Source organism: Mycobacterium haemophilum DSM 44634 (genome assembly GCF_000340435.2).
Classification (GTDB): domain Bacteria; phylum Actinomycetota; class Actinomycetes; order Mycobacteriales; family Mycobacteriaceae; genus Mycobacterium; species Mycobacterium haemophilum.
The window spans coordinates 280710-293456 of sequence record NZ_CP011883.2 but is presented as its reverse complement, the minus strand read 5'-3'; the positions used below and the strand labels follow the sequence as shown (position 1 = coordinate 293456).

12 protein-coding genes and 2 pseudogenes are annotated in these 12747 nt (G+C 64.9%); 9 read left to right on the top strand and 5 right to left on the bottom strand.

Translation table 11 applies throughout. The features are described from left to right. Positions 1-5: 5 nt before the first annotated feature. Both B586_RS01370 and B586_RS01365 read left to right on the top strand, forming a co-directional pair. A complete protein-coding gene (locus tag B586_RS01370; RefSeq protein WP_054878911.1) occupies positions 6-812 on the top strand; it encodes a class I SAM-dependent methyltransferase in 807 nt (268 codons plus the stop codon). 64 nt (positions 813-876) lie between these two features. After that, the gene (locus B586_RS01365) at positions 877-2343 is read left to right on the top strand and encodes an aldehyde dehydrogenase (RefSeq protein ID WP_054880780.1); all 1467 of its coding nucleotides are present in this window, start codon (positions 877-879) and stop codon (positions 2341-2343) included. Here the strand turns inward: B586_RS01365 and B586_RS01360 are convergent. Beyond that, positions 2336-5380 (bottom strand): serine/threonine-protein kinase, encoded by a 3045-nt coding sequence (locus B586_RS01360; protein WP_054878912.1) that lies wholly within the window; start codon positions 5378-5380, stop codon positions 2336-2338. The genes B586_RS01365 and B586_RS01360 overlap by 8 nt on opposite strands. Positions 5381-5819: 439 nt before the next feature. Here B586_RS01360 and B586_RS20650 point away from each other — a divergent pair, with 439 nt between their 5' ends. From B586_RS20650 to B586_RS01350, 3 genes and pseudogenes are all read left to right on the top strand, one after another. Continuing rightward, complete coding sequence (locus B586_RS20650) at positions 5820-5963, top strand: hypothetical protein (RefSeq protein ID WP_156166393.1); 144 nt, start codon at positions 5820-5822, stop codon at positions 5961-5963. 16 nt (positions 5964-5979) lie between these two features. Next, complete coding sequence (locus B586_RS01355) at positions 5980-6675, top strand: TetR/AcrR family transcriptional regulator (protein WP_054878913.1); 696 nt, start codon at positions 5980-5982, stop codon at positions 6673-6675. Between the two features lie 141 nt (positions 6676-6816). Continuing rightward, positions 6817-7113 (top strand): annotated as a pseudogene (locus B586_RS01350) (PE family protein); the annotation flags it as partial. Between the two features lie 63 nt (positions 7114-7176). Here B586_RS01350 and B586_RS01345 read toward each other — a convergent pair. Beyond that, positions 7177-7470, bottom strand: coding sequence for a hypothetical protein (locus tag B586_RS01345; RefSeq protein WP_156406850.1), 294 nt, complete (start codon positions 7468-7470; stop codon positions 7177-7179). 62 nt (positions 7471-7532) lie between these two features. On the opposite strand from B586_RS01345, the gene B586_RS01340 reads away from it, so the two are divergent. From B586_RS01340 to B586_RS20645, 3 genes are all read left to right on the top strand, one after another. Further along, positions 7533-7760 (top strand): ribbon-helix-helix domain-containing protein, encoded by a 228-nt coding sequence (locus B586_RS01340; RefSeq protein ID WP_231584599.1) that lies wholly within the window; start codon positions 7533-7535, stop codon positions 7758-7760. Next, positions 7757-8173, top strand: coding sequence for a type II toxin-antitoxin system VapC family toxin (locus tag B586_RS01335; protein ID WP_054878915.1), 417 nt, complete (start codon positions 7757-7759; stop codon positions 8171-8173). The genes B586_RS01340 and B586_RS01335 overlap by 4 nt, the downstream gene beginning before the upstream one ends. 81 nt (positions 8174-8254) lie before the next feature. Then, entirely contained in the window at positions 8255-8419 is a 165-nt protein-coding gene (locus tag B586_RS20645; protein ID WP_156166394.1) for a hypothetical protein, read from the top strand. Here B586_RS20645 and B586_RS01330 read toward each other — a convergent pair. The 3 genes from B586_RS01330 to B586_RS01320 all read right to left on the bottom strand — a co-directional run bounded on the left by B586_RS01330 (position 8416) and on the right by B586_RS01320 (position 11359). Continuing rightward, positions 8416-9201 (bottom strand): crotonase/enoyl-CoA hydratase family protein, encoded by a 786-nt coding sequence (locus tag B586_RS01330; protein ID WP_054878916.1) that lies wholly within the window; start codon positions 9199-9201, stop codon positions 8416-8418. The two genes, B586_RS20645 and B586_RS01330, sit on opposite strands and share 4 nt — an antisense overlap. Positions 9202-9468: 267 nt before the next feature. Beyond that, on the bottom strand, positions 9469-10029 hold the full coding sequence (locus B586_RS01325; protein ID WP_047314428.1) for a hypothetical protein: 561 nt from the start codon (positions 10027-10029) through the stop codon (positions 9469-9471). Between the two features lies 1 nt (position 10030). Beyond that, a complete protein-coding gene (locus tag B586_RS01320; protein ID WP_156406849.1) occupies positions 10031-11359 on the bottom strand; it encodes a molybdopterin-dependent oxidoreductase in 1329 nt (442 codons plus the stop codon). Between the two features lie 159 nt (positions 11360-11518). Here B586_RS01320 and B586_RS01315 point away from each other — a divergent pair. Then, positions 11519-12727: pseudogene (locus tag B586_RS01315) on the top strand (enhanced intracellular survival protein Eis). The last annotated feature ends 20 nt before the right edge of the window (positions 12728-12747 follow it).

Here is a 12747-nt window from a genome sequence, read left to right as displayed (position 1 = left end):
AGCAGGTGGACGCCAACCGTAGGGTGTGGCCGGTGGCCATCACCCCTCATGTCACTGATGTGTTCGCGCAGCGGGCGACACTGACCCGTTCGCTGCGGCTGCTGTCAGAATTTCGCTACGAGCAGCCGGATCCGGCCCGCTTCTACCGGGTACTGGCAGCCGATACCGCCGCGATGGTCGGTGATCTTTGGCTGGCCACCCACGGTGCTCCCCCGGTTGGCCGTACATTGCTCGACGTCGGCGGCGGGCCTGGATATTTCGCGGCAGCGTTTGCCGACGCCGGCGTCCGATACGTCGGTGTCGAACCGGACCCGAGCGAGATGCACGCGGCGGGACCGGCTTTCGCGCCGAAGGCGGGCGCGTTTGTCCGGGCTTCGGGTATGGCGTTGCCCTTCGCCGATGACGCTGTCGATATCTGCTTGTCCTCTAATGTCGCCGAACATGTACCCCGGCCCTGGCAGCTCGGCCGCGAAATGCTGCGGGTGACCAAGCCGGGCGGTCTAGTCGTGCTGTCCTACACCGTCTGGCTGGGCCCGTTTGGCGGGCACGAGATGGGCCTGACGCACTACCTGGGCGGTGCCCGCGCCGCCGCGCGGTATGTTCGCAAACACGGTCATCGGGCAAAGAACGACTACGGGTCGTCGTTGTTTGCGGTGTCTGCGGCCGACGGCCTGAATTGGGCCACGAGCACTGGTGTCGCGGTTGCCGCATTTCCTCGCTACCACCCACGATGGGCGTGGTGGCTGACATCGGTGCCGGTGCTGCGCGAGTTCTTGGTGAGCAATCTCGTGCTGGTGCTCCGACCGCGATAGGCCGAGGACATCCGTCGACTGGAACATGTTCTCGTTGCGCGTGGGCTTGGGTAGGGTTGGCGCCATGACCGACAGCCAGAAGACGGAGTACGACAAACTCTTTATCGGCGGCAACTGGACGCGACCGTCGACCTCCCAAGTCATCAAGGTGCACTGCCCGGCCACCGGTGAGTATGTCGGCAAGGTGCCGATGGCGGCTGCCGCCGATGTTGACGCCGCGGTCGCGGCGGCCCGCGCAGCGTTCGACCACGGTCCCTGGCCGTCGACGCCGCCGGCGCAGCGCGCGGCCGTGATCGCCGCGGCGGTCAAGTTAATGGGGGATCGCAAGAACCTGTTCACCACGCTGCTGGCCGCTGAGACCGGTCAGCCACCCACCATCATCGAGACGATGCATTGGATGGGCTCGATGGGAGCGATGAGCTTCTTCGCCGGTGCTGCGGACAAAATCACGTGGACCGAGACCCGCACCGGCTCATACGGGCAGACCATCGTCAGCCGGGAACCGGTCGGAGTGGTCGGCGCTATCGTCGCATGGAACGTGCCGCTGTTCCTGGCGGTGAACAAGCTGGGCCCGGCGCTGCTGGCCGGCTGCACCGTGGTACTCAAGCCGGCTGCCGAAACCCCATTGACCGCAAACGCTTTGGCCGAGGTCCTCGCCGAGGCGGGCCTACCGGAGGGTGTGCTCTCGGTGGTGCCGGGCGGCGTCGAGACCGGACAAGCCCTGACGTCGAACCCGGACATCGACATGTTTACCTTCACCGGCAGTTCCGCCGTCGGTAAAGAGGTCGGTAAGCGGGCCGCCGAACTGCTCAAGCCGTGCACCTTGGAGCTCGGCGGTAAGTCGGCGGCCATCATCCTCGAGGATGTCGACCTGGCCGCCGCGATTCCCATGTTGGTGTTCTCCGGGGTGATGAACGCGGGGCAGGGCTGCGTGAATCAGACCCGCATCTTGGCTCCGCGCTCTCGGTACGACGAAATCGTGGACGCAGTAAGCACTTTCGTGCAAGCGCTGCCGGTCGGGCTGCCGTCTGACCCGGCCGTCCAAGTCGGGCCACTGATCTCGGAGAAGCAGCGGACCCGGGTCGAGGGCTATATCGCCAAGGGCATCGCGGAGGGCGCTCGGCTGGTGTGCGGTGGTGGCCGTCCCGAGGGCCTCGACAACGGATTTTTTGTGCAGCCCACGGTATTCGCCGACGTCGACAACAAGATGACGATCGCCCAGGAGGAGATCTTTGGGCCGGTGCTAAGCATCATCGGTTATGACACCGAGGAGGAAGCGATCGCGATCGCCAATGACTCGGTGTATGGGCTGGCCGGCAGCGTGTGGACTACCAACGTGCCGAAGGGCATCAAGATCTCGGAGCAGATCCGCACCGGGACGTACGGAATCAATTGGTATGCCTTCGATCCCGGCTGTCCATTCGGCGGCTACAAGAACTCCGGTATCGGGCGGGAGAACGGGCCCGAAGGGGTCGAGCACTTCACTCAACAAAAGAGCGTGCTGATGCCGATGGGCTACACGGTCAGCTGAAGTCCAACGCCTCGATAGTCGCGATAGCGCCCTGACGCGAGGTCCGGTTGGCGCCATCGATGCAGTACACGGTGTTGCCGACGGTTGCCACCACCTGGCCGTGCCGTGGGGTTGGCATGGGGGGCAAGGTACTCCATTTCCCATCGGCGATGTCGTACATCTCGGCGACTCCCAGCACCTGCGTCGGCTCTTCGCCACCGACCACCACGATTCGGCCATCAAGGAACGCCGCGCCGAAGCTTTCGTCACTGGTTGGCATGCTCAGCAGCTTTATCCACGCCCCCGACTTCGGGTCGAACCGTTCAAACGCCGCGGAGGCCCTGTCGGCGGACAGGAACCTCCCGCCGATCGTGTACACGTAGCTGCCGTCCGACACCGCAGCCAGGTGTTCGCGGGGGGTAGGCATGTTGGCCGCATCCTTCCACGAGCTGCCGTCGAAAACCTCGGTCTGCGGGACCAGCTGATTGGCGTTCTGCCCGCCGACCACCACGAGTTCGTCGCCAACCACCGCGGCCGCCGCTGCCCACCGAGCGTGTCTGAGGGTGGGCAGCTCCACCCAGCCACCGCCACGCAACACGAACACCTTGTTGGACGCGTCGTCGGTGTTGCCGGTCGCACCCCCGATGATGACCACCTCGCCGTGGTAGGTCACCGCCGTCGCATGATGCAAAGCGATGGGCAATGACGGCCCGGCGCGCCAGGTTCTGGTCTGCGGGTCGTATCGCTCGACGGTGGTGAGGGCAGCTCCGCCTTGCAGCCCGCCCATGATCCAGATCTTGTCGTCGTGCACCGCCCACGCCATCTCCAATCTGGCGTGTGGTGCGTCCGGGAGGGTCCGCCACTGCGACGCGGGCTGGACCCTGCGCGGCGGCAGCGTCAGTTCTTCGGCGGCCGAGGTCAGCTGACTGTCGCCAGCATTAGTTGAGCCGCCGATCGCATACACCGACTTCTCCACCGCCGCGACCGCCATGCCGTGGCGCGCGGTCTGCATGTCCGGCAAGCCGGCCCAGGTTTTGGCCATCAGATCGAAGGCGGAAACGCTTTTGAGGACTTGCCCCGATGACACGCCTCCGACCGCCACCAGACGTCCATCGGCGATGGCCACGCCCACGTCATTTCGTGGTTCGGGAAGGGCCGGCAAGGTGGTCCAGGTTTTCCCGGCCGGGTCATAGGCCTCGACGGTCGTCAGGTCGGTGTTGCCGTTCGATCCGCCAACCGCGTAGAGCAGCTTGCCGTCCGAGGCCGCGGCCAGCGTCTGGCGCGGGGTCGGGATCGGGGCGCCCAGGGTCCACGAGGTGCCGTCGAAGATCTCGGTGGTGTTCAGCAGGGCACCGCTAGCGTCCACACCGCCGACGACCACGATGCGGTCACCCACTACCGCCGCGGCCGCCGCCGCCCTCGGCTGTAACATGTGCGGCAACTGCACCCAGTGACTGTTGATCACCCGCCAAACCTGGTCGGTCGCATACCGCTTTTCGTTGGCCGTCCGCCAGCCACCCAACACCACCGGGGTTCCTTGCCAAGTCACCGCCATCGCGTTCTGGACCGGAACCGGCAGATCGTCATCATCGGTCCAACTCTTGATATCGGCGTCATATCCCTCTTGCTGTCCGGTGACAGCACCGTCGCTACGGATCCCGCCGAAGATCCAGATAATGCCGTCCGCCTCGGTGGCCGCCACTTCGTCACGCGCGACGCGCGCGCTGGTAATCGGCTTCCACTGAGTGCCCGGTTGACTTGCGCCACTTGGATGGATGTCATTGCGGTGCGGAAGCGCGTAGTAAACACCGCCGACCACCAATGTCAACGCCACCACGGCAGCCGCGGCGACCGAGGCTATGCGATTCTGCTTCTTGCCCGGCGCCGACAACCACGCCATCGCCCGCGCTCTGATCGATGTCGAGCTAGGAGGCAGAGCCGGAATCTGTGACGTCGGCTGCCCGGGTTCGCCCAGCGGACCCATCGCAGCGCCAAGAGAGTGGGCAAGTCGCGGCTCGCTAAATTGTGCGGTTGGCCCGTGAAAGGCTGCAGTCGCAGCCGGTGGATGTGTTTTTCTGCCGGGTGCACTGATCGGGGCGCACGGCGGCAAAGAGACATCCGCCGGGACGCTTATCGTGCGATCCGCATCGATACCGGCGCTGGTGATGGCCATCGAATCGGGTTTCAAGCCGTTGCGGCGCTGCGCAGCCTGCAACTCCCGGCCGAACTCCGCCGCTGAGGCGGGCCGTTCCGCCGGATCAACCGACATCGCTTTCTCGATGGCCGAACACACCGGGTCCGGGATTCCACCGGGACGCAGATCCGGGACCCGGGTGGTGCTGATACGCATGTACTGCGCGAGGAGTTCTTCGCCGGTGTTGCGCTCGTGCGCGGCGTTGCCCGCAATGAGGGCATAGATGGTGGCCCCGAGCGAGTAAACGTCGGAAGCGACCGTCGCTGGAGTTCCGGTGAGTACCTCGGGTGCGGTGTAGTCGATGGTGCCGGAGAAGTATCCGGTGGCGGTTTCATACCCGCCTTCGATGTGGGCGATCCCGAAATCGCTCAACTGCGGTTCGCCGTAATCGTTGATCAGGATGTTCGCCGGCTTGATATCGCGGTGCAACGTGCCGGCCTGGTGCGCGGTTTCCAAGGCTCCGCATAGCTTCACACCGATCCGCAACGCCTCCGGCCAGGCCACTGGCCCTTCCCGGCGCAACCGTACCGCCAGCGAATCCGCAGCGTGGTAGGGCATCACGATGTAGGGCCGCCCGCTGGGGCTCACACCGACGCGCAGAATGTTGACGATGTTGGGATGCCCCGAGAGCCCACCCATCGCGTAACCCTCACGCAAAAACCGCTCCCGGCCATCATCGTCAAAATGGGACGGCAGCACCTTGACCGCCACGTTTCGCCCCAGCGCCGTCTCGTAGCAGCGATAGATCACCCCGGCCCCGCCTCGAGCCACTTGGCGCGCATTCTCGAATCCGGCGGCGGCTAACTCCGCAGCAATCCCGCTCGGCACCGACGCCAAACTGTCGGCCGTGGACCCTTCAGCCATCTGTGCGCGCTCAACCTTTCGTGCAATAGACGATTCGCGAGCCCATGGAGGAGCGCACATGTACTCACGGGGGTGGTTGGGCATCCACGGCGACGACCAAACCAAGTTGACGACCGAAGTAATACGGTCGGGAGTGAAGCCACAGTCTAACGACCGCAAACCGTTATTGGCGAATCGTCAGTAGGTAGATCCGCTTGGTTTACGTACGGCGGCGCGGGTGCGCGCGCCAACTGCACTGACGCGAGGGTGACCCGCGCACCGATTATGTAATCGTACATACTCAGCAGGGGAACCGCTTTCCTCATCGAACGTTTTCGTGCGGCCGCGAGCATATTTTCCGTGCATCAAGCCGTTGCAACGAAAGGCTTGACCACCGCATCGCGCTTTTATATGCTTTTTTGCATAGTCATGGGCCGGCGGCCCGGCACATGAGCAGCACATGCCGGGAGAAACCATGTGGATTATCGAGCTCAACATCGCCGGCCATAGATTCATCCGGGAGATGCCCGACTTGCGGCGGCCCCGCCGGTTGCACCCGCGCAACGTGCCGTGGCCGACGCTGCGGCACTCGCCTGCTGCATGACGCTTGCCGGGGAGGTATGACGGTGCCGACTACCAGCGGCGCAACTCGGGACCCCGCTTCGACGAAGCGCCGTGGCACCCGCGACAAGATGCTGGTCAGCGCCGCCGAAGTGATGCGCGAGCACGGCGCTGCAGGTGTGACTATCGATGCGGTGCTCGCGCGCAGCGGCGCCCCCCGCGGCTCGGTCTACTACCACTTTCCCGACGGACGGAACCAAATTCTGACCGAGGCGCTGCGGTATGCCGGCGATGCCATCACCACCACCATCGATGACACGGTCGACCGGGGCGCGAAGGTCCTGCTGCGCAAATTCGTCGCGTACTGGGAACACCTGCTAACCAACGACGACTTCACCGCCGGCTGCCCAGTGGTGGCAGCCGCGATTGGCTCGGCCGGTGATGCACCCGAACTACCCACCGAGGCCGGCGCGATCTTGGACCGCTGGTGTACCGCCTTGGCCCGAGCGTTCGTCACCGACGGGTTCAGCGACTCGGATGCGGCGGCGCTGGCAGTCATGTCGATTGCCGCACTCGAAGGCGCGGTTGTGCTGTGTCGCGCGACTCGCAGCGTCCACCCGCTACACCAAGTTGGCGACCAACTCGAATTCCTAATCAAAGCAAGGGAATTCGTTAGTCACAGCGGGATTTCTGATACTCGAGACAGCGCGGACCTAACCGGTGGCACCGGCGGCCACATCGGTACCCGGCGGTGACGGCGGGGCTGCAGCACAGTTCAGCGCAACCCCGTATAGGCTACGGAAGTTCGGGGTATCATGTCGGTGTTCCCGCACGGCTCGACGATCACCTGAGCTGGGCGACCGCCGGGATGCAACGCGGCGGGTCGGAGGTGCGGAATGTCGTATGTGAGCGCGGTACCGGCTAAGGTGACCGCCGCCGCGACAGACTTGGCGAAGATCGGTTCGACAATTAACACGGCCAATTCGGCGGCAGCAACCCCGACCACGGCGGCACTGGCGGCGGCCGGTGATCAGGTATCGGCAGCGATCGCGGCGGTGTTTGGTGAGCACGCTCAGGGATACCAGGCCGTCAGCGCCCAGCTGGCGGCGTTTCATGAGCAGTTTGTGCAGGCACTGAGGGCTGGTGCGCAGGCATACGCCAACACCGAAGCCAGCAACGCTGCAACGATGCAGGCGCCGTCGTAATTCGTGCAGCAGCATGTACCTCGGCACAGGCTGGCACCGTGTTACTTAGGGTCAGTCGCTGGCCGGTAGTGGTTTGACCTCTTTGAGCTGCAGCATGGTCAGGCCGACGCTCAGAGTTCCCGCCCCGGGCTTGGTCACCAGCACCTCGGCACCGGTTTCGTCAAAATAGCGCTTGCCCATCACTGTGCCGTCGGCGAACGCGGGGTCGAGTTCGCCTGACCGTTTAACGCCTATCTCCACCATCGGCACGCCACCGAACCGTAGGTCGTCGAGACTGTCGGCGCTTCTCACATGGCTTCGCGGACAAAGTCGTACTCGATCATCCGGTCTGACCACCGCGCCGATGAGGGATGAGTGCCCGTGGGCACACCCGCTGATCCGTGGACACCTGGGATATGCTGGCATACATGAAACGGACGACGGTCAAGATCCCTGACGCGCTGGATGCTCGTCTGCGGCACGAGGCTCGGCGACGGAATTTGACGATCTCGGAGGTCAGCCGTGAAGCACTCGAGGCCTACCTTGGCGCGTCCGGTGGCCGTCGGCGCCTGAACGCAGCGGCCGCCGGCCGTAGCGGCCGTAGCGATGTCTCCGAGCGTATCGAGGAGATTTTGGCTGCCGAGGTCCGACGATAGGGGCAATTGTTGTCGATGCGGGCCCCCTGTATGCCTACGTCGACGCCGACGACGCCCACCATGCGTCGTCGCTGGAGCTTCTGCAGACCCATCCGGGCCCGTTGATCGTCCCGACACTCGTCATCACCGAGGTGGTCCATCTACTGGGTACCCGGCTAGGCACCGAACCTGAAGTGCGATTCCTCGGCGACTTGGCCGATGGTGCGTTCACCGTCGAGCCAGTAGCCGTGGGAGATTGGCTGCGGATCGCCGAACTCGTTGCGCGGTACCGAGACCTACCGCTTGGCACCGTAGACGCCTCCGTGGTGACCACAGCAGAACGGTTAGGCATCAATGAGATCGCGACCGTCGACCGCCGTCACTTCACCATCGTCCGTCCGTGCCACATCGAGGCCTTCACTCTCTTTCCGTGAATCCCTCGGTGCCGGCGGGGTCGTTTCACGCCCGCGGTTGGTCACATCATGAACGGTTTGAGACACGTGAAGATAGCTCGCATGAGTGGGACTGCCGGCGATTCGATGTTACGCACCGTCAATCCGCCATCCTTGAATTCGGTTGCTGCGCATCGGTATTCTCCGGCCGCGGCCGCCTGGGCTTCGGCGGCCTCCTGGCGTAACGAGTCGGCCGGGCCGACCGTGCAGCACTATCTGACCGGTTAAGTTCCCGTCCAGCGGGGCGGGCGCTTCTCGGCGAACGCGATCGCACCTTCCTTTGCGTCGTTAGACCTGAACACCGGAAACAGGATCTTCATCTGCTCGGCGAACATGGTGTCGCGGCTCCAGCCGCGTGACTCGGTGATGATCCGCTTGGTGGCAGCTACCGCGAGCGGCCCGTTAGCGGTGATCTTCCCCGCCAACACCAGCGCCGCGTCCAGCGCCGTTCCCGGCTCGGCTAGGACGTTGACCAGCCCGAGCTCGTGAGCGCGCTGCGCCGGCAGGTTGTCACCGGTCAGCGCCAGCTCCATGGCGATCGCGTACGGAATACGCTCCGGCAACCGCAGCAACCCGCCACCGCCGGCCACCAGACCCCGCTTAACCTCCGGGATCCCGAACGCTGAGTCCGTGGCCGCCACGATCAGGTCGGTGGCCAGCGCTAGCTCCGTACCGCCGGCTAAGGCGAACCCTTCCACCACAGCGATGAGCGGCTTGGCCGGCGGACGTTCGGTGAAGCCCAGGCCGCGGCCCTCAACGATGACGTTCTCGCCCCGAGCGAATGCCTTGAGATCCATTCCTGCGCAGAACGAGCCACCCGCGCCCGTCAAGATTCCCACCGAGAGCCCGGCATCGCCGTCGAGCCGATCCATCGCATCGGCCAAACCGCGACTCACCGCGGCGTTGACCGCGTTCTTGGCTTTCGGCCGGTTGATCGTGATAATCAGGATCCGATCCCGTTGTTCAACCAGCACTTCAGGTTCGGCGTTGCTGCCGTTTTCGTCGCTCACAGCGCTGCTCAGCTCCTTTGCTATCAGACCGGTGCCAGCGCGGCCTCAACGACCGCCAGGTGTTTCTGGAAGTACCTGCAGCCCAGCATATTTCGATGAAGTCAGTGACCACTCCACCCAGCCGCGTTCGCGGGTGGGTCCGATCGCCGGCGTCATGGCCTGAGCGTACCCCGGCCCAAACGCCGCGGGGCGCGCAGCGTGAAGGGTTGTGGTGTAGCATCGCCATTTCCCGCGAAGAAGTTTGCTTGTTCGGAACACCACCGCTGTTTATCCGCTATCGACCGGATCGCTTGCCAGCTCTTCGGGGACCTGTCCGGCCTTTCGCCAACGGGCGACCGCCAATCTGGCCACGTAGGCGACGGCGCTCATCCCGAACATCACTGCGGTGAGCAGCAGCCACCTGCCCAGGAACGGCTGCTGGGTTTGACCAGTTGCCTCCAGGTACTTCGGCGCACCCTGTTCGATGATGCCGGGAAGGAAAACCAGCAACGTCAGTCCGGCAGCCAGCATGGGTATTCGAATGTAGTTGCGAGCCGGAACTTCTGGGCGGCGTCGGGCCGCCGAGAGACCTCGCCGGCCGACCCGAGCCAGGGTGCGATCGATCAGCGCGTAAAGCGGGAAGAGTAGCAAGTCATGGCCAACGACCGCGGCGGCAAACCAGACCGCAATCGACTGCCACCACGTGTCGTGATTCCACAGATCCGCCAGCTTAAAGGTCGCCAATATGTAGCCCAACAGCGCGAAGCCGGACACCATCGTCAGCAGATGCAATGGATGTGCGCCATAAGTATTCTTGAAACACGTTGAAAGCCTTCGTATCCCGGACATATCAATGCTGCTGGAATTCGATGGCGGCGACCCACTTAGTGTTATGCACACCGGGCAGGGCGGGAACGATGACCCGGGCCGGGTACCCATGATCCAACGACAGGTCAGCGCCGTCGACCCGCAGCGCCAGCAGCGCATCGCGGTCGGTGACCTGGTTGGCGGCCAGCATGGCTTCACCGAAGGCGCCGCCCCGCTGCAGTGATATCACCCGTGCCGAGCGTGGCCCGGGGACGCCGGCCATTCGGGCCAACTCGGCCAGCGGCACCCCGCTCCAGGTCGCCACGGCCGACCACCCTTCGACGCAAGCGATCGGCAACCGCGCGCTGTGTTGCGGTAGACCAGCCAGCGTGGCGCGGTCCAGCACCACCTCCGCGGGCCCACCGCGCAGCACCAACCGCCATTGCGGGCCGACGGCATCCGGCGTGATCCCGGCGGCCGCGGCGGTCTTGTTGATCGGGAAATCACCCGGACTGCGGACCCGGCCCCGAGGCAACAGCAGGGCGGCACCGCGGGTGATACCGCCGAGGGTTTGCCCCGCTGTCAGCACACCGATGAGCAGCACACCGGCACCCACCAAGCCCAGGGCACCGCGCCTGCTGATCGTCGGTTTGCCTGGGTCGGCGGCCACCAGTCCATCCGGGTCGCGCGGCTCCGGGCGCGTGTCGGTCAGCTTGGTGCGCAACACTTCTCGCATCGGCATCGACGTCAACCCGGCGATCATCCGCGGCATCTTGACCGCGATATGCAGCACGAAGCCGGCGATGAAGACCCACGCCCCGAAGTAGTGGCCGGTATAGAAGCTGAACCCGAAGATGTAGTCGTACTGGATGTTGAGCACACCAGTGACGATCTGGAACAGGATCCCACCGACCAACATCAGCACCGAGGCCCGCTCGAGTAGCTGGGCGATCGAGCGCGCCGGCGGCCATACGAACAGGCGAGGGATCACCGACCACAGCTTGGCCAACACCACCGGGATGATCAGCAGGCCCAGCCCCACATGCAGGCCCTGGGTCAGCCGGTACAGCCAAGGTGGACGGGTCGGCCAGGTGAAGGCGGGCAGCCGCAGCCAGCCGACGTCACCGGGGATCGCCTGGCCAAACTGCGGCGCATAGGCGACATAGGACAGCAGCCCGGTAATGATGATGATCGGCAACGTCACCAACAGCACGACGCCGAAGACCGACGTCAGCCACGGCCCCCGCAGGGGGCTCCGAAAGTGGCCCAGCCGTGGGAAACCCGGCGGTGGATGCCGGTCCAGAAAACGCCACAGCCGGACCGGAAACCCATAGTGGTTGCCGCGTTCGGGCCCGCCTTCTGGATCGTTCACAACATCGCCCATTCACGTTCCCTGCGTCATGCCCGACCTGGCGGCCCGGGACGTTACGACGACCCAACCCACGGCATGCTACCCAGGGACGCCGACACCGCGCATGCCATCAAATTTCCAAATGCGTTCGGGGCGCCCGTTGTGGCACTGTCGACGGCTGTGACTGCTTCCCCTGGACCGACAGCGCTGACCGTTCGCACGGTCAGCGACAGCGACTGGCCGGCGATATCGCTGGTGAGTTCCACCAGTTTCGGCGCGTTCAGTCATCCCGACACGCTGACGGCGTGGCGCACCATGATGCCCAACGACAGCGCGGTGGTGGTGTGCGACGGGGCCGACGTTGTCGGCGTATCGCTGTACCTAGATTTTCAGCTGACGGCGCCCGGCGGGACGCTGCTTCCGGCCGCAGGTGTCAGCATGGTGGCGGTTGCTCCTACCCACCGGCTGCCGTGGCTTGATGCGCATAATGTTGACCGAGCTGCACCGGCGCATCGCTGCCGCCAGGTATCCGATTGCCGTGCTGACAGCCAGCGACGGCGGTATCTACGGCCGGTTCGGATACGGCCCGGCGACCATCAGGCATGAGTTGAGCGTTGAACGCGGCGCTGTGCGTTTCCACGCCGACGCCCCCGATCCCGGTGGGGTGCGGCTGGTGCGTCCGCCGACCACCGCGACGAGTTCGCCGCGATTTATGACCGTTGGCGGCGAAACACGCCGGGTGGGCTGCTGTGCCCGCAGCCGCTGTGGGATGAGCTGCTGGCCGACCGCGACAACACCCGCGGCGGCGGCACAGCGTGGTTCGCGATGCTCCATCCCGACGGTTATGCCCTGTATCGAGTATTTGGCCGCGATCCGATGACGGTTCGGGTGGGTGAGTTCGCCGCGGTCACCGTCGACGCCCACGTCGCCTTGTGGCGGGCACTGCTGGGGCTCGACCTCATCGACAAAGTGGTCATGGATACTCATCACGCCGATCCGTTGCCCTACCTGCTCAGCGATGCGCGGCTGGCGGCCACCACGGCCCGTCAGGACGACCTTTGGCTGCGCATCATGGACATCCCCACCGCCCTTGTGGCGCGCCGCTACCAGGCCGAATTACACACGGTCCTAGAGGTCTCCGACACGTTCGGCGGTGGCGGCCGATTCGCTCTGCAGATCCGCGACGGCCGTGCCCGGTGCACGCCCACCGACGAACCAGCCCAGATCGAAATGGCTCTCGACGTGCTGGGCAGTCTGTACTTAGGCGCGCATCGCGCCTCGGAACTGGCCCAGGCCAACAGGATACACAGTCACGACATCGCACTGGTTCAACATGTTGATGCGGCGTTCGCCAGTGCTGTTCCCGCCCGGCTCGGTTATCGGTTTTAGCGCTCCTCCGGTGGTTTGAG

Coding starts and splice junctions, on each gene's coding strand:
- B586_RS01340 (WP_231584599.1), top strand. CDS start 7,533: ATGAAACGGACGACGGTCAAGATCCCTGACGCGCTGGATGCTCGTCTG.
- B586_RS01360 (WP_054878912.1), bottom strand. CDS start 5,380: ATGGCTGAAGGGTCCACGGCCGACAGTTTGGCGTCGGTGCCGAGCGGG.
- B586_RS20645 (WP_156166394.1), top strand. CDS start 8,255: ATGAGTGGGACTGCCGGCGATTCGATGTTACGCACCGTCAATCCGCCA.
- B586_RS01355 (WP_054878913.1), top strand. CDS start 5,980: ATGACGGTGCCGACTACCAGCGGCGCAACTCGGGACCCCGCTTCGACG.
- B586_RS01325 (WP_047314428.1), bottom strand. CDS start 10,029: ATGTCCGGGATACGAAGGCTTTCAACGTGTTTCAAGAATACTTATGGC.
- B586_RS01365 (WP_054880780.1), top strand. CDS start 877: ATGACCGACAGCCAGAAGACGGAGTACGACAAACTCTTTATCGGCGGC.
- B586_RS20650 (WP_156166393.1), top strand. CDS start 5,820: ATGCCGGGAGAAACCATGTGGATTATCGAGCTCAACATCGCCGGCCAT.